Raw genomic sequence first — 23,246 nt, forward strand, 5'->3', positions numbered from 1 at the left:
CATTTCCTCATCAGCGTTACCGGAGCGATTAATGCTTCGGTAAAAAACTCGACGTGCTTGCCAGATAGTCAAAAAACCATCTGATGATACCGCTGAACTGCGGTATCAGCTCCGACTGATGCCAGTCAGCGCTTTGGGCAAAGCCGGTGAAGGTGTCCAGAAAGAACAGGATCGCCGCGACGATCAAGATGCCCCTGAGTGCGCCGAAACACACCCCCAGCACCCGGTCGGTGCCGGATAACCCGGTCCGCTCCACCAAAGAGCCAATCACGTAATTGACGATTGCCCCGACTATCAGGGTCGCCACGAACAACAGGGCAATCGCGATACCGTTGCGAACAAGCTGATCTTCAAAGCGGGTAAAATAGACTGCGAGATATACATAATAGTGGCTGGCGACAAAAAAAGCACATCCCCAGGTTATTAACGATAACGCTTCCCGGATAAACCCGCGAATCAGGCTTACCAAGGCTGAAAAGGCAATGATGCCGATGATGACATAATCAACCCAAGTCATGCGTACATCCCATGATAATCCGCCCCGACAACTGGTTCGCGGCGAATTCTATCAGAAAACGAAAACGTTTGCGCACCGGAATTCCGTCCTGTCATTAAATAAATAACGGCGATTAAAAAAAGCCGCCCGCCGCAGGAAGATAGAGCGGAACGGTGAAAAAGCCGGCATTTTTGCTCCGCGCCTCCCACGGTTAACGTACCTGATAGGCACGCAGCTGGCCGCTCAGGCCGCTTAACTGATTCATTTCCGGCAGCGCGCCCTGCAACTTATCCTTTGAGGCGTCCGGTCCGACAAAGATCCGGGTAATCTGGCCCGCCACCGGTTGGGACGGCACGGTATAGACCCGATAACCCGACAGCCTCAGCTTGGCGGTGATTTCAGTCACCTTGGCGGCGTTTTTCAACGCCCCCAGCTGTACCACCCAGGCCTGGCCCTTCGGCGCCTGCTCGGTGGTTTGCTGTGCTTCGGGCTTCGGCGCCGGCGTGGCGGGTTTCGGTGCCGCGGCCACGGGCCTGGGCGCCGTATCCTCCGCGGAGGGCGCCGGCTTGCTTTCCGGTCTGGCGATGGGTTTCGCCGGCGCCGTTTGAGCCGCCGGGGACGACGGTCTGTTTTCCGGCTTCACCGCCGGCTTGGCCTGCGCCGGACGGGGCGCCGGTTTCACCTGCTCCTGACGCGCGGCGGGCGCATTGGGCTTTGGCACCACAATGGCGGGTTGTTCCGGGGCATCGGGGACCGGCGCCGCCGACTGCGACTCCCCTGCCGGGGCGTTGTTAGCCTGCTCCACGGCAGCCCCCGCCCCTTCCGGCGGCTGGCTGGGCAACGCCTGGTTGGCCTGGGGAGACACCTCGGTTTCATCGGTATCCCCCGGTTTGGGCACCAGGGGGATGGCGGCGAATTCATCCTGATAATGCTTCTTTTTGCCGTCCAGCAGGCCCGGCAGCACTATCACTCCCAGCGCGACGATGATAATGGTGCCCACCAGGCGGTTTTGAAATTTACTCGCCACGTTGTTTCTCCGCGTTAACCACCGCCAGGACCGGCGCAACGGTATGAAACGACCCGAACACCAGTATGCAGTCCGCCGGATCGGCGTCCTGCAGCGCCTGGCGCCAGGCATCGACCACGTCGTCGAACCGGCGCGCCCTGTCCAGATGGGCCGCTACCTGAGCCGCGCTGGCGCCGCGCGGCCCGTCCAGGCCGGCGCAGTACCATTCGTCCACCTGTCCGCGCAGGCAGTCCAGGGTAGCGGGAATATCCTTGTCGGCCAGCATGCCCACCACCGCCCGGACTTTGCCCGCTACCGCCAGCTGCGAGAGCTGGGCGGACAAATAGCCGGCGGCATGGGGATTATGCGCCACGTCGAGGATACATAAAGGATGCCGCCGCACAATCTGGAAACGGCCCGGCAGGGACGCCGTCTCGAGTCCACGGCGGATGGCCGCCTCGTCGTACTTGAGAGACGAACGCCGCAGGGCGGCCAGGGCGGTGGCGGCATTGGCCAGCGGAATCGTCGGCAGCGGCAGGCCGGTGTATGAAACTTCTTCGTCACGCCAGCACCAGCTGTCCTCATTGCGTTCATACCACCAGTCGCGATCGCGGCAGTACAGCTTCGCCCCCACGGTTTGTCCGTAGAGGTCGATAGAGGACGGACGGTCCGGCTCACCGATTACCGCCGGTTTGCCGCCGCGCAGGATGCCGGCCTTTTCCCGGCCGATGCTTTCGCGATCCGGTCCCAATAATTCAGTGTGGTCAAGACCGATGCTGGTGATGACCGACACATCCGCATCGACGATATTGGTAGCGTCCAGGCGTCCGCCCAGCCCGACCTCGAGGATAACCACGTCCAGACGCGCCTGTTTAAACAGCCACAGGGCCGCCAGGGTGCCGAATTCGAAATAGCTGAGGGAGATGTCGCCGCGGCCGGACTCAATAGCCGCCATGGCCTCGCTGTGCCGCGCTTCGGGCAATTCTTCGCCGCGGATACGCACCCGTTCGGCATAATGCAGCATATGAGGCGAGCTGTAGACGCCGACGCTATAGCCCGCGGCCTGCAAAATCGTTTCCAGCAGACGGCAGGTGGTGCCTTTGCCGTTGGTGCCCGCCACGGTGAAAACCCACGGCGCGGGCCGCAGCAACAGCAGGCGGGCAGCCGCCGAACCTACCCGTTCCAGGCCCAGGTCGATGGTTTTGGCATGCAGGCGCTCAAGGTAATAAAGCCACGCGGCCAGCGGCGACGTGGCTTGAGGAGTAAGAAGCTTTTCCATACGTCCCGTTCATTGACTGTACTGATTTACTAAAAAGCCCCGGACCGATTGCAGCGGCGGGCTGAGTCCCGGTTATACCCCGTCCTGATGCTCCTCGGGAATGAATTCTTGTCGCGGCTCCGGCATATGGGTGGCTTCCGGCTGGGGCCGGTGGGTAAATTTGGCCAGCAGACCGGCCAGTTTCAGGCGCAGCTCCGGCCGGCGCACGATCATGTCGATAGCCCCTTTTTCCAGCAGGAACTCGCTGCGCTGGAAACCGGCCGGCAATTTTTCCCGTACCGTCTGCTCTATCACCCGCGGACCGGCGAAGCCTATCAGCGCTTTCGGTTCGGCGACGTTCAGATCGCCGAGCATGGCCAGGCTTGCCGAAACGCCGCCCATGGTGGGATCGGTCATCACGGAAATATAGGGTAAACGCCGGGCCCGCAGTTTTGCCAGGGCGGCGCTGGTCTTCGCCATTTGCATCAGCGACAGCAGCGCTTCCTGCATGCGGGCGCCGCCGCTGGCGGAAAAACAGATCAGCGGACATTCGTCTTCCAGCGCCTGCTCCACCGCCCGGACGAAACGCGCGCCCACCACGGACGACATGGAGCCGCCGATAAAGGCAAATTCAAACGACGCGGCCACCACCGGCATACCGTATAACGAGCCTTTCATGACCACCAGGGCGTCTTTTTCGTTGGTGGCCTTCTGGGCCGCCGCCAGGCGATCCTTGTATTTTTTCGAATCTTTGAATTTGAGAATGTCCCGCGGTTCGAGCTCGCTGCCCAGCTCCACTTCGCTGCCTTTATCCAGGAAGGAGAGCAAACGCGCGCGCGCGGTCATACGCATATGGTGATCGCATTTGGGACAAACCTCCAGGTTGCGCTCAAGCTCCGCACGATATAAAACCTGGCCGCAGCTATCGCATTTCGTCCAGACGCCTTCAGGGATATTCGCCCTGCGCGCCGGGGTGATAGTGCTCTTATTGAGAATTCGTTCAATCCAGCTCATCGATAACCTTTCTGTCTGAACCTGGCAAGCGCCAGTCCGCTATTCATAGTAAGACCACTGAGCGGGCATAACATTCGCCGCCATCTTCCGCAGGGGAAAGGAATGGTCTTTGAAAATGTTGCCCATTAAACCATAACCGCCAACGAGTTGGGATAGAAAACTCTGCCCGATGCGTATAATTCACGCCTAACGCAGCGGTAAAAAGCGCATTATCCTCGCCGTGCGGCCCGCCGGTGCCGCCACACTTCTATCAGACCGGGCAATACGGACAGTACGATAATGGCCACAATCAGTAAATTAAGATTACTCTGCACCACCGGCAAATCGCCGAACAGATAGCCGGCATAGGTGAACAGGGCAACCCATAACACGCCGCCGACAATGTTGAACAGGGCGAAATGACGATATGACATATGTCCCATGCCGGCCACAAACGGCGCGAAGGTGCGGACGATTGGCACAAAACGGGCCAGGATAATGGTTTTGCCGCCGTGGCGGGCATAAAACCCGTGGGTTTTATCCAGATAGCTGCGGCGGAAAATCCTGGAATCGGGACGGCTGAACAGCTTTTCGCCGAACAGCCGTCCGATGGTGTAGTTGACCGCATCCCCCAGCACCGCCGCACAGGCCATCAACAGCGCCATCAGATGCACATCCAGGCTGTTGGACGGCAGGGCGGCCAGCGCGCCGGCGACGAACAACAGCGAGTCTCCCGGTAAAAAAGGCGTCACCACCAGGCCGGTTTCGCAAAACAGAATCAAAAACAGGATGGCATAAATCCAGATGCCGTACTGCGCCACCAGCTCCGCCAAATGAACGTCAATATGCAAGATAAAATCTACGACAAAATGGATCAATTCCATATATAACCGTCCCCGGACGCGAAAAAGGTATCAATAAAATGTTATTCCGCCAAAAACAACGGTCCCAAGGCCGGCACGGGCAAAGCAAAGCTCGCCGGATAATCCACCGCCACCAAATATAAGCCTTCCGCTTTGGCGGTGGCCGCCGCCAGGGTTCTGTCGCGGGCCGCCAGCAGCTCTTCAATCCAGCCCTCCCCCTGGCGCCCGCACCCCACTTCCATTAGGCTGCCTACAATATTACGAACCATATGATGCACGAAAGCATTCGCTTTAATATCCACCACCACATAAGCGCCCTGACGGGTGACCGTTAAATGTTTAACATTGCGCCACGGGGTGCGGGATTGGCACTGCATGGCGCGAAACGACGTGAAATCATGCTCTCCCAGCAGGCAGCGCCCGGCCCGTTCCATTTTATGTTCATCCAGCTGATGATAAAAATGCGTCACGCCGCGGGACAATATGGCCGGGCGATAAGGATGATTATAAATAATATAGCGATAACGGCGGGCCGTGGCGCTAAAACGCGCGTGAAATTCCGCCGCCACGCCGGACACCCAGCGCACCGCCACGTCCGCCGGCAAATTGGCGTTCACTCCCAGGGTCCAGGCGGCATCCTCGCGACGGGCGCGGGTTTCAAAATGCACCACCTGGCCGGTGGCGTGCACGCCGGCATCGGTGCGACCGGCGCAAAACACCGTCACCGGTTCGTCCGCCACCTTGGACAAGGCCTGTTCCAGGCAAGCCTGGATGCTGACCACCTCCTGCTGCCGTTGCCAGCCGTAAAAACGGCTGCCGTCGTACTCAATGCCCAGCGCGATTTTCATCGGCGCCGAGGCGAATCCCGATACCGCCTGCGACATTAATTCAAATACTCCGTTACCAGAAACTCCGCGGTGAGCAACGCCATCAGCGCGCCGCCGAAGCGGACATTATCCGCCACCGACCAGAATTGCAGCAAATCCGGCATGCCGTAATCGTTGCGCAAACAGCCGATGCTCAGTTGCACCTGTCCGGACGCATCCTCCACCTGGGTAGGGTAATCCTGCTCTTCGCTGACGCTCAGATGTTCACCGCTGTCCAGCAAATCGCGAGCCTCCCCCGCCCCCATGGGACGCTGGGTTTCCATATGCACGATTTGCGCGTGGCCGTAAAACACCGGGGCCTGGACCGTACCCACTGAAATGGGCAGCCCTTCGTCCAGCCATATCTTGCGGACCTCGTCCACCAGGCGACGCTCGGTTTGCACGCTGCCCTCTTCATCCGGCAACAGCGGCAGCAGATTAAAGGCCAGCTGCCGGCTGAAAAATCCCGGTTCGGTGGGCAGCCCGTTCAGTAAACGCGCGCTCTGCCCTGCCAGGGCGTCCACCGCCGATTTGCCCTGCCCGGACACCGACAGCAGGTTTACCACATTCAGACGCGCTAACCCGGCCTGTTCGGTCAAGGGCTTGATGGCCAGCAACAGCTGACTGGTCAAACTGTCCGCCACCGCCACCAGGTTGCGGTTGCGATAGTCCGCCAGCACCTGGTCGTTCACGCCGGGCACCACCAGCGGCACATCCGGCTCGAGGGCATACAGGCCGCTGCTGTCGATAACCAGGCAGCCCGCCGCCGCGGCCTGATCGGCATAGCTTGCGCTGGCGGCGCTGCCGGCGATAAAAAACGCCAGCTGCGCCTGCGACCAGTCGAACTGCGCGGCATCTCCCACCAAATAGCTTTTGCCGTCATAACGCAGCGTCTCGCCGGCGCTTCGCTCACTGGACAATAAATAGAGTTCCCCTACCGGAAACTGCCGTTCCTGCAATAATTCCAGCAACGCAGTACCCACTGCGCCCGTCGCACCCAGTAGGGCGATATTCCAGCCGTCAGACATGATGTTCTCCAGAAAGGTTAAGAATCCGCGGGGACGGCGTTAAAACCGAGATCCCGTAACAGACCGATACTGACGGGGTCATCGCTTTCCACCCGCAGCGACGACCACTCGCGGCGCTCCTGATACTGCCGGCGCAGCCGATCGAATTCTCCCGGCACGGCCGCTTGGCGCCGCAGCGGCGCGTCATCGCGGCGCACATCATACACCAGATGCGCCAGCCGCCTTAGCATCCCTTCGTCCACGGGCCCGTGTATCCGCACCCGTTCAACCGCCGGAGCCGGCAGCAGCCGCTCCAGCGGGGCATGCATCGGCGTGCCGAGAAATTGGCTGTAAGCCTCGTAAACCTGGGTGGTGCCGCGCGCTTTGCCTTCCAGAGAGTAGCCGGCGATATGGGGCGTGCCGATATCCACCCGGCCAAGCAGCGGCAGAGACAGCGCCGGCTCCGGTTCCCAGACATCCAGGATAACGCTCAGCTTCTTGCCCCGTTCCAGGGCGGCCAGCAGGGCGGCATTATCCACCACCCCGCCGCGGCAGGCATTAACCAGGATCCGTCCGTCCGGCAGGGCCGCCAGCAGCTCATCGTCCACCTGATGCCAGGTCTGATAGGGCCCGGAACGGTTCAGCGGCGTGTGGAAGGTCAGCACATCCGCTTGCGCCACCAGTTTTTCCAGCGGGTAAAACGGACCGGCGCCGCCGCTGGCGGCCAGGGGCGGGTCGCACACCAGGGTACGTACGCCCAGTGACATTAAACGACGGTTCAACCGGCCGCCGACATTGCCCGCCCCGATAATGCCGATGGTTTTATCCTTCAGGGCAAATCCGTCCCGCTCCGCCAGCCACAGCAGCGAGGAAAAAACGTACTCAACCACCGCCACCGCGTTACAGCCCGGCGCCGCGGAAAAGCCGATACCGGCGCCGGTAAGCCACTCCTCGTCCACATGATCGGTGCCCGCGGTGGCGGTGCCGACAAATTTCACCCCGCTGCCCTGCAGCAGGCCGGCGTTCACCGGCGTAACGGAGCGCACCATCAGCGCGTCGGCCTCCCGCAGCTCCTCGGCGGTGATGTGACGCCCGGCAACCGGCCGCACCTCCCCTAACCGGCTGAACAGCTCTTGGGCGTAAGGCATGTTTTCGTCCACCAGGATTTCCACATCGGGCTCCGTCAGCCATGAACAGGCTGTCATTGAATATAAAAAAGGAGAATATTCTGCCACTGAAAGCCATGGAAACCCAATGCTAACATGCAAAATTTCAGCACAACCTGTTACCGAGAACGCTGCATGAAGCGGTTTTTTTTTCGACGCCGCACCCATTAACAGCAGAAAATGCCTTCCTGACGCTTGCTGCTACCCTATAATTGTGCGACTTGTTATTATTCGCCGCACTATTTTCAGACGCCCGCCGATATGACCGGGTTGAATGGCAGCAACCCTCTCTACGAAAGGATGAGTCATATGCAACCTGTACAAGGTCCCGGCAACCCGGTACCGGGGGAACAGCCACAGGGTCGGATGGGCGCTCCGTCTGTTGTGCGGGACGCTGACAGCCCGCTCAGCACCGCGCAACGCACCGCGCTTGAACGGCTGATAGTCAAAATCATGGCGCTGAGCAGCAGCAAGTCGCCCGAAATCTGGGCCGCTCTGCGCCATCAGCTGAATATACCCGGCGAGGGGGAACTGACCTCAGGTCAATTCCTGCCCGCGGAACAATTGCTGCAAGGGCGTCTCGATCAGGCGCAGCAGACCCATGCCGGGCGGCAGTTGATGCAACAGTTAACCGACCTGCTGCCACAGGGCAACAACCGCCAGGCGGTGAGCGATTATATCCGGCGGGAGTTCGGCCATACCGTCCTGAGCCAGCTGGATCCCGAACAGATGCAGCAGGTAGTGGAACTGTTGCAACAGGGCCGGCTGGACATTCCCAAACCGCAGCAGGCCGCCATCTCGGACCGGACCCTGCTGCCCGCCGAGCACAGTGCTTTGAATCAGCAAGTCATCCGGCTGGCGGCGGTAACCGGCGAATCGCCGACGGATACCTGGCAGAGCCTGATGACCATGATGGGGTTGAAGGCCGGCGATCCCATTCCGGCTCGCCATTTTCCCCTGCTGATGCAGTTTGTCCAGGGCCATGTGACACTGTCACAACAAGCCTCCCCCACCCTGGCAACGGTACAGGCCACCCTGAAACAGCCCACCAGCAGCGATGAGCAGCAGGCGATTGAAGCCTACTGCCTGCAGCATTTCAACGCCACCGCGCAAAGCGTGCTGACGCCCGCCCAGGTCAGCGCGGTGATGCAGTTCCTGTTTATCTACCGCCTGTCGCGTACCCAAAGCCAACACCAAACCGCCGACGGTCGCCTGTTGCAACCGGCCATGAATCCCCTGATCGCCACCGAACCGAGGGAACACACCGTGGGTATCGCCAAAAGCCGCTGGGCGGTGGTGCTGGCGCTGCTGGCGGTATTAGTGCTGATTTGGCTGCTGATTTAGCGCCGGGCGATTGTTCCTGCCATAACAAAAAACCACCTTCGACCGGTGACGGTATCCAGGTGGTTTAGGTTTGATGCCGGTGGAGGAAAGCCGACCGGTTTATTGATATTTACGCATCACCAATGTGGCGTTAGTGCCGCCAAAACCAAAGCTGTTGGTCATCACGGTGGTCAATCGGCGTTCGGTGGGCTCGGTGATAAGATTCATGCCTTCCGCCTGGGGATCAAGCTCCTCGATATTAATGCTCGGCGCAATAAAATTATGCTCCAGCATCAGCAGGGTAAAAATGGTTTCATGCACCCCCGCCGCCCCCAGCGAATGACCGGTCATGGCTTTGGTGGATGAAAACGCCGGCTGCTTGCTGCCGAAGGTTTCGCGAATGGCCCACAGCTCTTTCACATCCCCTACCGGGGTAGATGTACCGTGGACATTCAGGTAGTCAATGGGCGTATCGACATTTTTCAGCGCCATTTTCATACAGCGAATCGCCCCTTCCCCGGACGGCGCCACCATATCGGCACCGTCGGAATTGGCGCCGTAGCCGATCACTTCGGCATAGATATGCGCACCGCGGGCCAGCGCATGCTCCAGCTCTTCCACCACTACAATGCCGCCGCCGCCGGCGATGACGAAACCGTCGCGATTGACGTCATAGGTGCGCGAGGCTCTGGCGGGGGTTTCATTATAGCGGGTGGACAGCGCGCCCATGGCGTCGAATTCACAGGCCATTTCCCAGCACAGCTCTTCACCGCCGCCGGCAAAAACCACATCCTGCTTATCCAACTGGATCATTTCCACCGCATTGCCGATGCAATGAGCAGACGTGGAGCAGGCGGAACTGATGGAGTAGTTGACGCCGCGGATTTTAAACGGCGTCGCCAGACAGGCGGACACGCCGGAACCCATGGCTTTGGTAACCATATAGGGGCCGACGCCGCGCAGGCCGCGAGCGCGCATACCGTCCGAACCGGCCACCTGATTACGCGGCGAACCGCCGCCGGAACCCACGATAAGGCCGGTGCGGTCGTTGGAAACGTCTTCGGGACTCAGTCCGGAGTCCTGGATTGCCTGTTCCATGGAGAGATAAGCATAAATTGAAGCATCACTCATAAAGCGTGCAATTTTCCGATCGATGAGCCCGGTAGTATCGAGTTTGATATTGCCCCAGACATGGCTGCGCATGCCCGAATCCTTCAATTCCTGAGAGAAAGTGATTCCGGAGCGGCCTTGTTGCAGGGAGGACAGAACTTCTTTCTGGTCGTTCCCGATACTCGATAAAATTCCCAGGCCGGTAATCACTGCACGTTTCATTTAATACCTCTTGTATTTATATATGAGATTCTGTGTGGCACTTTAGCTTACAGTTGTACGCTGAACAAGTCCGATCAGACGAAGTTTGCAAAATTTGCGCCCCGAAGCACACATGGTTAGAATCGCTTCACTCCTTGATAAATGAGGCTATCGCCTTGAATCCCGCCCCTATCGGCCATGCGGTGCTTAATTGGAACGAACAGGGTACACCTGTATCCCGACAATTTGATGACGTTTACTTTTCCAATCAGGACGGGCTGGAAGAAACCCGCTATGTTTTTCTGCGGGGCAACGGCCTGCCAGCGCGTTTTACCGGGCATCGCCGGGCGTCTTTTACCGTGGCGGAGACCGGTTTCGGCACCGGTCTGAATTTTCTGGCCCTATGGCAGGCATTCCATCGGTTCCGCCGGGACAATCCTGACGCAATCCTGCGGCGGCTGCATTACGTCAGCGTTGAGCAATTCCCTCTGCGGGTCGCCGATCTGGCGCTGGCCCACGAACGCTGGCCGGAATTGGCCGATTACGCATCCCCATTGCGTGAATCATGGCCGCCGGCCATCGCCGGCTGTCACCGGTTGATCCTGGACGGCGGCGCGGTGACGCTGGACCTGTGGTTCGGCGAGGTGAACGAAGTACTGCCGGGACTGGACGACAGCCTGAACGGCCAGGCGGACGCCTGGTTCCTTGATGGCTTTGCTCCGGCGAAAAATCCCGCCATGTGGAGCGATAGGCTTTTTCAGGCCATGGCACGCCTGGCCGGGCCGCAGGGAACTTTTGCCACGTTTACCGCCGCCGGGTTCGTCCGGCGGGGATTGCAGGCGGCGGGATTCAAGGTCGACAAGCTGACGGGTTTCGGTCAAAAACGGGAAATGCTGTCCGGACAGCTTTCTACCGTCGCCCCCCGGATCAACGGCACGCCCTGGTATCACCGGCACAGTCCGGCCGAGCCGCAGGAAGTGGCGATAGTCGGCGGCGGTATTGCCGGCGCGTTATGCGCAGCGGCATTGCAGCGGCGCGGAGCAAGGGTTACCCTCTATTGCGCCGACGACGCCCTGGCTATGGGCGCCTCCGGCAACCGCCAGGGCGCGTTGTATCCCTTGCTCAATATTGAGGACGAGGCGCTGACGCAATTTTTCGCCGCCGCGTTCCCCTTCGCCAGTCGCTGCTACCGGGAATTCGCGCGCCAGGGCATTTCGTTTGAACATCAATGGTGCGGCGTAACGCAATTGGCCTATGATTCGCGCAGCGCCCGCAAGCTGCGCGACATCCTGGCGCTGGGTTTGCCCGAAACCCTGGTGCGCGGCGTGGAGAACGGGGAGATGGAGCAGCTGACCGGACTGGCTACCGGTACCGGCGGCATCACCTATCCCCAGGGGGGCTGGCTCAATCCGGCGCAGCTGATAGCCGGTATAGTGGAAAGGGGCCGGCAATACGGCATGAGTATCCATTACGGGCACCGTGCAGAACGTTTGGAGCCCACCGCCACCGGCTGGCAATTGCGGTTCTCCCACGGCGTCTTGGCCAATCATGCCGTGGTGGTGCTGGCCAACGGCCATCATTTGCTGCAGTGGCCGTTCACCAGCGCCCTGCCCCTCACCAGCGTGCGCGGGCAGGTGAGCCATATTCCCGCCGTACCGGCGCTGAACGCCCTGAAACAGGTGCTCTGCTATGACGGCTACCTGACGCCCGCCAGCCCCGGCTACCAGACCCACAGCCTGGGCGCCAGCGCGGTGTGGCATGATGAAAGCACCGATTTCAGCCCCGCCGAGCAGCGGCAGAATCTGGACCGGCTTACCGCCTGCCTGCCGCATCAGGCATGGACCGGCAGTGTGGATATCCATCATGACCAGGCGCGCTGCGGCGTGCGCAGCACCGCGCGGGACCATATGCCCATGGTGGGCAATGTGCCCGATTATGCCGCTACGCTGGCCCATTACCGGCACCTTCCCCAATTGCTGGAGAGCGGTGGCGCCATCGAACTTGCCCCCCACCACGCGAATCTCTTTATGCTGGGTGCCCTGGGCTCGCGGGGACTGTGCTCAGCGCCGCTGGCGGCGGAAATCCTGGCGGCGCAAATCTTCGGCGAGCCGCTCCCCATTAGCCGGGAGCTGTCGGCGGCACTAAGCCCCAACCGCTTCTGGGTAAAAAAGCTGTTGAAAGGGCGTGAGCTTTGAGCCAACGCCGTGAGGATCAAAAAGAGAGGTTCAGTTTCGCCCATACCGTTCGGCCCGGTTCATTCACCGGCTCGTTGGCGGAATAACCGAAACCGCTGTTGCCCGCCAGGTTCAAGTGCTCGCTATAGCGTTTATTAAAGATATTATCGATGCCGCTGCTTATCTTCACCTGTTCGGTCAGCTTGAACGCGACGTTGGCCGACAGTACGCCGAAACCGGCACCGGCATCAAAGTCCTTCCCCACCACGTTGCCTTCATTCAAGGCCACCCTACGCTGGGCGCTGACAACGCGCCATAACCCGGCGGCGCTCCATTGCTCTCTTTCATATACCAGGCCCACCCGCGCCTCCAGGGGCGGCATCTGCGGCAACGGCCGGCCGTCACGGCTATTTTTGCCCCATGAGTAGGCCAGCGCGGCATCGGCTTTCCACCGTTCGGTTAACGGATATTCCAGCCCCACTTCCCCGCCCATAATGACCGCATCGGTATTATCGGCCTGGCTGCGGTTGGCGTTTTGCGTATCGTATTTGATAAGGATGAAGTCGTTGACCCGCCCCAGGTAAGCCGAGATCCATCCATTGTATTTTGCTCCGCTGTAGTGGGCGCCGATATCAATCTGGCTGGTCTTTTCACTTTTCAAGTTAGTGAAAGGGGCGCCGCCGCCGGGCCCGGCAGAGGGAGAAAACAGCTCCCAATAGTCCGGAAAGCGCTCGATATAGCCCAATCCGGCATAAAACATGAACGGCAGCGCCGCCGGCCGGTGTTCGTAACGGACAAAACCGGCGGGGGTGGCGGCAGATCGGGATTGCTGGTTTTCAAAACCGTATTTTTTCCCCCGATGCCGATCGATACGCGCCCCGCCGACATAGCGGCTCGTCTCGCCGGCAAACCAGGTCAGTTCGCCAAATGCGCCGTAATGCGCAAATTGCGCGTCTTTGAACCAGGTCCGGTCGGTTTTGCCGCGGTGGCTATCGGCTTGCATATCCACGCCCGATTGCAGCTTGAGGTCCTGCCATAGCCAGTCGGTGACGACGCGCCCGCCGACGGTGCGCCGATCCAGGTTTTTGCGTTTGGCGGCGCTCACGGCATGCCGCATTGATTTGCAGCAGCAAGCCAATGGTTTGGCTGGGGTACGCAGGGTGGTATTGTCCATCACATGGTTGGCATAGCCGTAGTAAATCTGCGCGTCCAGTTTGTCCAATATCCGGCCGATATCCTGTTTCTCGAAACGGGCGCCGAGGCGCTCATGCCTGAACTGCGAACCGTCCATGCCACGGCCGGCATAGCTGGCCTCGCCGTCGCCCTTGCCGCCGCTGAACTCCACCAGCGTGTCGGCGTCCGGCGTCCAACCCAATACCGCGTCCCCGCTCCATTTATTCCAGCGGGACGGAACACGCCGATACGCACCGTCCCTATAATCCCCGGCCCGCGACTGCGTGCCGATCAACTGCAAATAGCCCCGATCGCTCCCCAGGCGAGCATCGATATTTTTATCGAGGCGCCGGTTGGATCCTGCCAGCAGGCCGGCATCGGCGCCGGCCATGCCTTGATCAAAACGGGGACGGGTCCGTTCGAACCGCACGACGCCCGCCGAAGCGCCGGGACCCCACAACACCGTTTGCGGTCCTTTTACCAGGGTCAAGAGGTCAAAGCTTTCCGGCGAGATATAGGCGGTAGGCGCATCCATGCGGCCGGGACAGGCGCCGAGGACTTCCGCTCCGGAGGCAAGTATCTTCAAGCGCGAGCCGAACATGCCGCGAAAGACCGGATCGCCGTTGGTCCCGCCGTTGCGGACCTGGGAAAATCCCGGAATGGTTTTAAGGTAGTCAGCGCCATCGCTGGCGGGAACCGGCTGGCGCGGCGTTCTGGGCGAGGTAACCACCGTCAGGGGAGAACCCCGCGGAGCGGTAACCGTCATGACCTCCGCATCCCCGTTTTTCCGCCGCGGATCGTCGCGCTCTTCCGGCAAGACGGGCTGTGCGGCGGCGCCATTGAGCGCCGCCAGGGTGAAAATGGGCACCAGACGGACAAAACCGCGATATCCGGGCAGGTTTTTAGGGAGAGAGAATTTGATAAACATCAACTTTCCTTATTTGTAAACGTCCTTTGACCAACGGTCGGTGGAGACAGGCCGAAGAGATAATGGCAATGCCGGGGAAAGAAGCCGGTTCGCCAGGCGGAAACTCCGTTCCGGCCGTTTTAATCAGCGGGAGAGCCGCCTGGATAACCTGACCACAGCCGTGGTCAGGCGTGTTAAGGCGAATCGCGGGACAAGGGATCGGGAAAGATGAAACCGGCCGGCAAGAAAGCGCTAACCACAGGGTGTGAATTTTACGTGATTAACGGCGCCGGCGGGCTAAAAACTTCAGTTTCGTTTACCTTTGGTAAGCGCAATGTTCAGATTTTTGCGCGCTCATACAGCTTGTGCCACATACCCAGCACCAATGCCTGATCCGGCGGCGACAGTTCACCGTTGCCGATGGCTTTGTTGATACCGCCCTGTACGCGCTCATGCAGGGCCTCCAGGGTATGCTCATTGTTCTCTTCGGCTTCAGCGACCGCAAGCGTCAGATGGCCGCGCAGGTAGCCGCCGGCAAACAACTCGTCATCGCTGGCGTGCTCCACCATATCGTCAATTATCGCCAGGATACGCGCTTCAAAATCTGCGATCATCAAATGTCCTCTATTGATTATTCTGCGCCGAAAACGCCGCGGGATCGGCGGGATGGCGAAACAGCGCCGGCGTCAGCGGCCGGGTCTGGTAATACGACTGCAATGCCCCGATAAAACGCCCTGCCCGCTGCGGGATACCGCGGGACAGATAGTCCATGACCTGATGGTGCACCCGGCCCTGGAAAGCGATGCGATCCGGTTCACAGTCGCCACTGAGATTATCGCAGCTGACATTGAAGGGAAAGTCCGCCGCGACACAAAACAGCCACTCCAGCGCCTGCGGCCTGATTTCCACCTGCTCGAACCGCTGCTGGGTCGGCGCGTCCCGTCCGTCGGGACAATACCAATAGCCGAAATCCACCTGCAGACGGCGGGACGCCCCGGCAATGCACCAATGGGAGATTTCATGCAGCGCGCTGGCATAATAGCCATGGGCGAACACAATGCGGTGATAGGGAATCAGATTATCGGCAGGCAGGTAAATCGGCTCCTCATCGCCCTTGACCAGGCGGGTATTGAGGCTGTCGGCGAAACATCGATTGAATATCTCAATCAGCTGCTGGAAATGATGGGTTTCGGTTTGCATGATCTCGTTATATTTTACCAATGGGAAGCCAGCCACAGCATGATGTCGGCGCCATGGCTGTCATAAAGGAGCTTCAGGCTCATTAAAAATGATACTGCCACAATCATCGGGCGAATCAATTTTTGCCCTTTGGTCAAAACCATGCGGGCGCCCAGCCGGGCCCCGAAAATCTGGCCGGCCAGCATGACAAATCCTACGCTCCACACCACTTTACCCGCAAGCATAAACAGTATCAGGCCGCCCAGGTTGGAGGTGAAGTTCAATACCTTGGCATGGGCGGTGGCTTTGGCCAGATTAAAACCACTCAGGGTCACATAGGCCAGGGCATAAAACGAACCGGCGCCAGGGCCGAAAAAACCGTCGTAAAAGCCTACCCCGCAACCGGCCACGAGGGCGAACGGCCAGGCGGACAAGCGACGCTGCCGATCCTCCTCGCCGATACGCGGCATCAGCAGAAAATAGAGGCCGATGCCGATGACCAGCAGCGGAAGGATCTGGCGCAGCAATCCGGCCTGCAGGTGCTGAATCAGGATAGCGCCGGTCATGGAGCCGAGGAACGTCATGGCGATGGTCAGTTTTTGCCCGCCCAGATCCACCGCCCGTTGACGAATAAAATAGAGGCTGGCGGAGAAAGAGCCGCCTACCGATTGAATTTTATTGGTGCCCAGCGTTTGCGCCGGCGACAGTCCCACTGCCAGCAGCGCCGGCAGTGTGATTAATCCGCCGCCGCCGGCAATGGAATCAATAAACCCCGCGAAGACCGCCACGCCGAACAGCAATATCAATACCGGGGGTGAAACCGCTAACCAATCCATGTTTTTTCCGTGACTCTTTTTCCAAGCCGGCAGCGGCCGGCGATACCGCCGGCCGTCTGAAAACGGCACGGCGCCGGCGCGCCGTCGGCAGTAAATTATTCCGCTACCAAGTGGTTATCCAGCAGTGCCTGACACGACGGCGGTAGCGGCGGCGGCGCCTTTTTCACCGGCGGCTTGCCGGGTTTGGGCGGCAGGAACCAGCTTTCCAGTTCGGCGCCGCAACCGTCGCCCGCCGGCGGCGGAGCCTGATCCTGGCACTTCCGGCTATCGGCAGGACAGCGCAGGCGCACATGCATGTGGGCACGGTGGCCGAACCACGGCCGCACCTTGTTCAGCCAGGCGCGATCCGGCCCGGCGACACGGCACAGCTGCTTTTTAATGGCCGGATTGACAAAAATACGCGTCACATCGCTGTCCTGGGCCGCCAGCTTAATCAGCATCATGGTTTGCGGCTGCCACAGGCGCGGATTGACGTCCCGTCCGTTGGCCGCCACCAAATCCAGCGGCTGCGGTTTTAGCAATTCCTGCGCCGTCCAGCGCTGACGCGGCGTCTGCAGCCAGATATCCGCATCCAGCCCTGACTGATGGCTGGCATGGCCGCTGCTGAAGCGGCCGCCGGCCGGCATCGCCATGTCCCCCACCAGTACCTCCCCCAGCCCCAGATTCCGGACCTGGTTGCTTAACCGCACGATAAACAGCAGCAGATCGGGATGGCCGAAGTAACGACGCTGATCCGGGCGCAGCACCTGATAGTTCGACGCCTCCAGCTGCAACGGCCGGGCGCCGACAATACAGCCGTTGGCGAAAGCGCCGATGGCCTGCGGACTGCCGGCCACCGGTTGGGTTATTTTTTGCCAGGGAGTGGGAACGGCCAACGCATTGAAAGCCAGCGCGGCCAATAACCCGACTATCCATTGTCGCATTTCATTTACCACCGGGGCAGGGTTGGGACGACATCGCCGTTTTGCGCGCGCTGCCGTAAGAGATGATCCATCAGCACGATGGCCAGCATGGCTTCGGCGATGGGCACCGCACGGATGCCGACGCAGGGATCGTGGCGCCCGCGGGTCACCATTTCCACCTGTTCGCCCTGGCGGTTGATGGTACGGCCGGGCACCATGATACTGGAGGTGGGTTTCATCGCGATATGGGCAATGATGGTTTGCCCGCTGCTGATTCCACCCAGCACCCCGCCCGCATGGTTACTGACAAAACCCGTCGGCGTGATTTCATCGCGGTTTTCGCTGCCGCGCTTGGTGACCACGGCGAAACCGTCGCCGATTTCCACCCCTTTTACCGCATTGATGCTCATCAGGGCATGGGCCAGATCGGCATCCAGACGATCGAATACCGGCTCACCCAGGCCGGCCGGCACCCGCTCGGCCATTACCGTTACCTTGGCGCCGATGGAATCGCCGTCTTTTTTCAGGTTGCGCATGAGTGTATCCAGCGCATCCAGCTTATCGGGATCGGGACAAAAAAACGGATTTTGCTCCACCTGTTGCCAATCTTTCAGCTCACAGCGGATATCGCCGATTTGCGCCAGATATCCCCGCACCAGGATGCCGTGTTTTTGCGCCAGGTATTTTTTCGCAATCGCCCCCGCCGCCACCCGCATAGCGGTTTCACGCGCCGAAGAGCGGCCGCCGCCGCGGTAATCCCGCAGGCCGTATTTCATTTCGTAGCTGTAATCCGCATGGCCTGGGCGAAACAGATCTTTGATGGCGCTGTAATCCTGGGAACGCTGATCGGTGTTTTCAATCAGCAATCCGATACTGGTGCCGGTGGTGACCCCTTCGAACACCCCGGAGAGGATCCGCACCTGGTCCGGCTCGCGCCGCGCCGTGGTATAGCGTGAGGTGCCGGGCCGCCGCCGGTCGAGATCGTGCTGCAAATCCGCTTCCGTCAACGGGATGCCGGGCGGAACGCCGTCCACCACGCAGCCCAGCGCCGCCCCGTGGGATTCGCCAAAGGTCATGACGCGAAATAATTCGCCAATACTGTTCCCTGCCATCGGGACTCCTTTGTTTAACCAGAATAAGTAATCAACCTGAGCTGCACGTTTATCAGTAATCTGTCAATAAATACCGATACCTATCAGTCCTTATACAGTGCAAAGGTTTCGCTGCAGGCCGCCAGCTGCGCCCGGGTCAGCATAAAGACGCCGTCGCCGCCGTTGTTGAATGTCAGCCAGGTGAAAGGAATGTCCGGATACTGCTCCAAAAGATGGACCATGCTGTTGCCCACTTCGCAAATCAGCACACCGTCTTCGCTCAGGTAATTCGGCGCGGCGGAGAGAATACGGCGCACCAGCTTCAGACCGTCGCTGCCCGCCGCCAGGCCTAACACCGGTTCCGCCCGGAACTCCTGCGGCAGGTCGCTCATGTCCTCTTCATCCACATAAGGAGGATTGGTGACGATCAGATCGTACTGTAACGCCGGCAGCTCACGGAACAGATCGGAACGAATGGGCGTGACCCGCTGATCCAGGCCATAGGATTGGATATTCATTTCGGCCACCGACAGCACATCGCCGGAAATATCAACCGCATCCACCTCCGCTTCCGGAAAAGCAAATGCGCAGGCGATGGCGATACAGCCGCTGCCGGTGCACATGTCAAGAATATGCGTCGGCGGTTTGGGGAGCAACGCCTGGAATCGATTGTCTATCAGTTCGCCGATGGGGGAACGGGGAATCAGCACCCGCTCATCCACATAAAACTCCAATCCGCAAAACCAGGCTTTATTGGTCAGATAAGGTACCGGGATACGCTCGTTAACCCGCTTGACCACCCGCTCCACAATACGGTAACGCTCACTGGAGGTCAGCCGGGAGTGGTACATTTCCTCCGGAAAATCCAGCGGCAAGAACAGGCTCGGCAGGACCAACAGTATCGCCTCGTCCCAGGAATTATCGGTGCCGTGACCGTAAAAAATCTGCGCGGCGTTAAACCGGCTGACCGTCCAGCGCAGCAGATCCTGTATCGTATGCAGCTCGGCCGCCGCTTCATCCACAAAAATTTTATCCAATTTGCTCTCCGCAAGGGCGATGTCATCTTATCTGCCGGTTAGTTTGCCATGAAGCGCCTCACAAAGCAGCAGGCACAACCGTCCCTGGACGGGTCGCACCGCACTTTTTTGCCGGAAATTTTCGCCGTTAAGGGAAAAGAGAGGGTAGACTTGCTAAAAATAGCAATTGCAGAGTGGGGAATGAAAAAAAGATATCAACTGGCCGAAGAGGAACGCCATCTGTTTCGCGAGTCCATAACCGGTACCAAACCCTTGCGGCAGGATACCGTTAAACCGCCAAAGCCTCGGCTGAATACCAATCATCTCCCCGCCCGGCGATTGCTGCATGAACAGGTGGACGCCAGCTTTTATTTTTCCGATGAGTTCCAGCCGCTGCTGGAGAGCGAAGGTCCGGCCCGCTATATGCGTCCTGACGTCAGCCCCTATGAAGTGAAAAAATTACGGCGGGGTGATTACATACCTGAATTATTTCTCGACCTGCACGGCATGACCCAGGCCGAAGCCAAGGAAGAACTGGGCGCCCTGCTGGCCGCCTGCCGGCGAGAACACGTACACTGCGCCTGCGTTATGCATGGCCACGGCAAACATATCCTCAAGCAGCAAACGCCGCTGTGGCTGGCGCAGCATCCGGACGTGCTCGGTTTTCATCAGGCGCCTAAAATGTTTGGCGGCGATGCCGCGCTGCTGGTGCTGATAGAGCTGGACGAATAGCGCTGACCCGGTAGGCTACAACCGGGGTCAGACCTTCGCCAGCAATTGCGCCGGGCTGATTTGCCAGTTCAATACCCCATTGCCGTCCGCCGGATCCAACTCCACGCAGGCCACCGCCGAGGTGGCAAACATCGGCGCCTGCTCCGTGGGACACAGATCGGCCACCAGGTAACCCACCAGCGGCAAATGAGAAATCACCAGCACGGTGCCCAGTCCTTCGTTGGCCAGCGCCTGCAAATAACAGCAAATCATGGCCACATCGCCGCCCGGCGTCAGCTCCGGCAGGGTCTCTTCACCGTCTGGCAGCACCAGTTCCTCACGCACGACATCCAGCGTTTGCCGGGCGCGCAAATAAGGGCTGACCAAAACACGATCGGTATCAATAATCTTGCTACTCAACCAACTCGCCATCAGGCGTGATTCATCACGGCCACGAACAGTTAAAGGTCTTTCAGCATCACTGGCGGCTTCTAACGCAGCGTCGCCGTGCCGCATAATCAAAACTTGCATAGTGCACCGTTGTTGTTTGACAAAAAACGCCATGGGGAAACAGGTTTTACCGTATTAAGCCATGCTGTCGCTAAATCTAGATTCTATGACAACCTGAAATACGCATAGCTAACCGTCCCCCCGAAGCGACCGGGCATTGAGAGCTCGAAATCACGTAATAAAACGCTGCTTTTTACATCAATACCCACTAGGTAGTCAACACATCGAACACAGATGCCCCTCCCGAAAACAAAATGTCATAACAAAAACGTCTACTGAGTGTAATGGCTATTAGCATAAGACAACGCTTTCAGACAAAGGTGCGCGTTAAGTAACAGTTTTGCAATTGACACCTGCCGACGCCCCCTGGGCGCCCTTTCGGCCCATCGCAACCCGGCCGCGGATCAAACCGGCTCCGACGGGGAAGAGGTTTCGGCTGCATGGCGATATTTAATATTCATAAAAAAACAATCTGCGGACAAACGAGCACAGCCGTCAAAGCGCCGGCAAAGATGCCTGCCCGCCCGGCGCCGGTACGTATTTTTATTGTATTGCTATTTAACTTGACGCAATAATCTGACCTGTATCAGTCAAGTTTTTATCGCCGACACCATTTTGTCAATAACGTCAACTTGCAATAAATGACATTCATGACTAACGATTCGGGGCTTTATCGGACCAGGCCAGGCGCATATTATACCCGCAGGCTTCTATTGCTATTTCATCCCTCCAATTGCCGTTAAGGCATAATTCAAAATATAGCATGCCGTCGATAACCTGCATCATTCTCGATCCATTGTGGCTGGCCCGGGCGTTTTTACCGTTTCGCTTCCCACCGGCCGGTACTTCTCCGGTACTTTTCCGGTACTTCTGCCGCCCCGTCGCTTTTTTTCGGGTTTATCATTCGACGGCGCCGGACGTATTACATCACGGCATACCAGGCCCGCTATTTCGAATAACAACTTAATTATCTTTATTAGGAATTCAACCATTTTATCCGCACGGTAAAACTTCAATAATTTTGCAAGCGCTGTTCGCCAGACACTCTATAGAATTTCAAGTGAGTGAAATAGCGGGCATGGGATTTTAGTGATCGGTAAGCAAACTTACGAAACTCACGGGACTTGATATTGCAGATATAACATTAAAGCTGAAAAAATAATGAGGTAAATCCGATAATCGCGGTCCGTTTGAGGACCGCGATATCAGTAAATTAGCGCAACCCGAGCTGGAATATCAGGCTCTCAGCCTCACAGCTGAAGTTAAAATCGGCCGTTAACGCCACACCGCCTTCAGCAGGCTCAATGCGACTGGTTATCTGGCAAGGATCGGATTCCACCGCGCGGGCTTTTTCCGTCAGTTTTGCCAGCATGGCTTCAGCCTGGTGGCGGTCCGCATAGACCTGGCTGAAAGATGCCTTGCGATCTTCGTTGTCGATAATGGTGCCGACATCGACACAACAGCAGGCGGCCGTTTCTTCAGCGCTGCATTTATTAATTGAATGAGCCATCGTTTTTTCTCCACAGGATAAACCTGTCTGACAATAATAACCTTACAAAGTATCTGTGCTTGATTATACGCTTCCCGGCAAGATGATAACAGGGATAAACCCACCGCCCCTGGCTTATCGCCTATGCATTAAGGGCGGAGGCCGGACCTTATCCGCTACGGCGCATCGATACTCTTCAGATCGCCTTGTATCGCCTTCGCGTTCGGGTTTTCCTGCGGCACCAGACGGCCGCCGCTGGCCAGGAAATCGTGCCGCTGGAAATAAGCCGCGCGCACCAGGGCGTACGGGTCGGCGGAGTTACGCAGCAGACTGTCCGAATCCAGCAATTCAGCGCGGGTTTCGATGCCCTGGAAGACAAATTTGCCGATGCTCATCCACCAGGTAAGATAACTCAGGGCCGGATAGAAATTATCCGCCAGGCCGCCGATATCTTCCCGAGGCGTAAAGCTGCCGTAAGCGGGCAGCACCACATACGGACCGTATCCTACGCCGTAGGTGCCAAGCGTCGTGCCAAAGCGCCTGGGCTGCTCCTTGGCCAGCTTGGGATTCGCCATGGAGGCCACATCAATCAGCCCGCCCATGCCCAGCAGGGTGTTCAGGAAGAAGCGGTTAAAATGAATCATGGCTTCGTACGGCTTGCCTACGGCGAAGTAGTTTACCATGGACGCCGGTTCTTCAAGGTTGCTCAGAAAATTGCTCAGTCCGTTACGGGCCGGCATCGGCACATAATCGCGCCATGCCACCGCCGCCGGACGCACCACATAAGGATCAAGGACATTGTAGTTGAAATTGAACATTGTCCGGTTGAACCCTTCCAACGGATCAGATCGTTTCTGAGCCGACTGATCGGTTTTACTGGCGCACCCCAGAATCAATATAGTGGCCAGCGCCACGCCTGACAGGCGGTAATTCATCATTCGACTCCGTTTTAATTTATTATGCCCGCCT

The 23,246-nt window shown here is 58.7% G+C and carries 22 protein-coding genes; 3 read left to right on the forward strand and 19 right to left on the reverse strand.

Translation table 11 applies throughout. From position 1 onward, the window contains the following. Nucleotides 1–28 precede the first annotated feature (28 nt). From cvpA to pdxB, 8 genes are all read right to left on the reverse strand, one after another. Nucleotides 29–517 (reverse strand): colicin V production protein, encoded by a 489-nt coding sequence (gene cvpA / locus ACL2XO_RS19415; protein ID WP_132927188.1) that lies wholly within the window; start codon nt 515–517, stop codon nt 29–31. A gap of 190 nt (nt 518–707) precedes the next feature. Then, nucleotides 708–1,523, reverse strand: a complete 816-nt coding sequence (gene dedD / locus ACL2XO_RS19420) for a cell division protein DedD (protein WP_413741317.1) — start codon at nt 1,521–1,523, stop codon at nt 708–710. Further along, nucleotides 1,513–2,781: a bifunctional tetrahydrofolate synthase/dihydrofolate synthase gene (gene folC / locus ACL2XO_RS19425; RefSeq protein WP_413741318.1), complete on the reverse strand. Its 1,269-nt coding sequence runs from the start codon at nt 2,779–2,781 to the stop codon at nt 1,513–1,515. The genes dedD and folC overlap by 11 nt, the downstream gene beginning before the upstream one ends. Nucleotides 2,782–2,853: 72 nt before the next feature. Continuing rightward, on the reverse strand, nt 2,854–3,774 hold the full coding sequence (gene accD, locus ACL2XO_RS19430) for an acetyl-CoA carboxylase, carboxyltransferase subunit beta (RefSeq protein WP_132927183.1): 921 nt from the start codon (nt 3,772–3,774) through the stop codon (nt 2,854–2,856). Nucleotides 3,775–3,983: 209 nt separating this feature from the next. Then, nucleotides 3,984–4,637, reverse strand: a complete 654-nt coding sequence (locus ACL2XO_RS19435) for a DedA family protein (protein WP_413725129.1) — start codon at nt 4,635–4,637, stop codon at nt 3,984–3,986. Between the two features lie 41 nt (nt 4,638–4,678). Further along, nucleotides 4,679–5,500, reverse strand: a complete 822-nt coding sequence (truA, locus tag ACL2XO_RS19440) for a tRNA pseudouridine(38-40) synthase TruA (RefSeq protein WP_132927179.1) — start codon at nt 5,498–5,500, stop codon at nt 4,679–4,681. After that, nucleotides 5,500–6,510, reverse strand: a complete 1,011-nt coding sequence (locus ACL2XO_RS19445; protein WP_413741319.1) for an aspartate-semialdehyde dehydrogenase — start codon at nt 6,508–6,510, stop codon at nt 5,500–5,502. The genes truA and ACL2XO_RS19445 overlap by 1 nt, the downstream gene beginning before the upstream one ends. A 17-nt stretch (nt 6,511–6,527) precedes the next feature. Further along, complete coding sequence (gene pdxB / locus ACL2XO_RS19450) at nt 6,528–7,661, reverse strand: 4-phosphoerythronate dehydrogenase PdxB (protein ID WP_413741320.1); 1,134 nt, start codon at nt 7,659–7,661, stop codon at nt 6,528–6,530. A 303-nt stretch (nt 7,662–7,964) separates the two neighbouring features. On the opposite strand from pdxB, the gene flk reads away from it, so the two are divergent. Further along, nucleotides 7,965–8,999 carry a flagella biosynthesis regulator Flk gene (gene flk / locus ACL2XO_RS19455; protein ID WP_413741321.1) on the forward strand — a complete coding sequence of 345 codons (1,035 nt, stop codon included), beginning with the start codon at nt 7,965–7,967 and terminating at the stop codon, nt 8,997–8,999. 99 nt (nt 9,000–9,098) lie between these two features. Here flk and fabB read toward each other — a convergent pair whose 3' ends face one another. Beyond that, nucleotides 9,099–10,310: a beta-ketoacyl-ACP synthase I gene (gene fabB / locus ACL2XO_RS19460; RefSeq protein WP_132927171.1), complete on the reverse strand. Its 1,212-nt coding sequence runs from the start codon at nt 10,308–10,310 to the stop codon at nt 9,099–9,101. 155 nt (nt 10,311–10,465) lie between these two features. Between fabB and mnmC the strand changes: the two genes are divergently transcribed. Continuing rightward, a complete protein-coding gene (gene mnmC / locus ACL2XO_RS19465) occupies nt 10,466–12,484 on the forward strand; it encodes a bifunctional tRNA (5-methylaminomethyl-2-thiouridine)(34)-methyltransferase MnmD/FAD-dependent 5-carboxymethylaminomethyl-2-thiouridine(34) oxidoreductase MnmC (protein ID WP_413741322.1) in 2,019 nt (672 codons plus the stop codon). Nucleotides 12,485–12,500: 16 nt separating this feature from the next. On the opposite strand, the gene ACL2XO_RS19470 is transcribed toward mnmC, so the two are convergent. The 7 genes from ACL2XO_RS19470 to prmB form a co-directional block, all read right to left on the reverse strand. Further along, nucleotides 12,501–14,564 (reverse strand): TonB-dependent copper receptor, encoded by a 2,064-nt coding sequence (locus tag ACL2XO_RS19470; protein ID WP_413741323.1) that lies wholly within the window; start codon nt 14,562–14,564, stop codon nt 12,501–12,503. A gap of 317 nt (nt 14,565–14,881) precedes the next feature. Further along, the gene (locus tag ACL2XO_RS19475) at nt 14,882–15,157 is read right to left on the reverse strand and encodes a YfcL family protein (RefSeq protein ID WP_132927165.1); all 276 of its coding nucleotides are present in this window, start codon (nt 15,155–15,157) and stop codon (nt 14,882–14,884) included. Nucleotides 15,158–15,167: 10 nt separating this feature from the next. Further along, the gene (locus ACL2XO_RS19480; protein WP_413725133.1) at nt 15,168–15,743 is read right to left on the reverse strand and encodes an elongation factor P hydroxylase; all 576 of its coding nucleotides are present in this window, start codon (nt 15,741–15,743) and stop codon (nt 15,168–15,170) included. Nucleotides 15,744–15,757: 14 nt separating this feature from the next. Next, nucleotides 15,758–16,558 (reverse strand): sulfite exporter TauE/SafE family protein, encoded by an 801-nt coding sequence (locus ACL2XO_RS19485; RefSeq protein WP_132927161.1) that lies wholly within the window; start codon nt 16,556–16,558, stop codon nt 15,758–15,760. A 95-nt stretch (nt 16,559–16,653) separates the two neighbouring features. Further along, nucleotides 16,654–17,481, reverse strand: a complete 828-nt coding sequence (gene mepA, locus ACL2XO_RS19490; RefSeq protein WP_413741324.1) for a penicillin-insensitive murein endopeptidase — start codon at nt 17,479–17,481, stop codon at nt 16,654–16,656. A 5-nt stretch (nt 17,482–17,486) separates the two neighbouring features. After that, a complete protein-coding gene (gene aroC, locus ACL2XO_RS19495; protein ID WP_413741325.1) occupies nt 17,487–18,572 on the reverse strand; it encodes a chorismate synthase in 1,086 nt (361 codons plus the stop codon). Between the two features lie 83 nt (nt 18,573–18,655). Further along, on the reverse strand, nt 18,656–19,588 hold the full coding sequence (prmB, locus tag ACL2XO_RS19500) for a 50S ribosomal protein L3 N(5)-glutamine methyltransferase (RefSeq protein WP_413725135.1): 933 nt from the start codon (nt 19,586–19,588) through the stop codon (nt 18,656–18,658). 180 nt (nt 19,589–19,768) lie between these two features. On the opposite strand from prmB, the gene smrB reads away from it, so the two are divergent. After that, on the forward strand, nt 19,769–20,299 hold the full coding sequence (gene smrB / locus ACL2XO_RS19505; RefSeq protein WP_203523790.1) for an endonuclease SmrB: 531 nt from the start codon (nt 19,769–19,771) through the stop codon (nt 20,297–20,299). Between the two features lie 27 nt (nt 20,300–20,326). Here the strand turns inward: smrB and sixA are convergent, their stop codons facing one another. The 3 genes from sixA to mlaA all read right to left on the reverse strand — a co-directional run bounded on the left by sixA (nt 20,327) and on the right by mlaA (nt 23,212). After that, complete coding sequence (gene sixA / locus ACL2XO_RS19510; protein ID WP_132927153.1) at nt 20,327–20,809, reverse strand: phosphohistidine phosphatase SixA; 483 nt, start codon at nt 20,807–20,809, stop codon at nt 20,327–20,329. A gap of 1,192 nt (nt 20,810–22,001) precedes the next feature. After that, entirely contained in the window at nt 22,002–22,298 is a 297-nt protein-coding gene (locus ACL2XO_RS19515; protein ID WP_132927151.1) for a YfcZ/YiiS family protein, read from the reverse strand. 155 nt (nt 22,299–22,453) lie between these two features. Continuing rightward, on the reverse strand, nt 22,454–23,212 hold the full coding sequence (mlaA, locus tag ACL2XO_RS19520; RefSeq protein ID WP_413726979.1) for a phospholipid-binding lipoprotein MlaA: 759 nt from the start codon (nt 23,210–23,212) through the stop codon (nt 22,454–22,456). Between the last annotated feature and the right edge of the window lie 34 nt (nt 23,213–23,246).

Source organism: Sodalis sp. RH15 (genome assembly GCF_047324255.1).
Classification (GTDB): domain Bacteria; phylum Pseudomonadota; class Gammaproteobacteria; order Enterobacterales; family Enterobacteriaceae; genus Acerihabitans; species Acerihabitans ligni.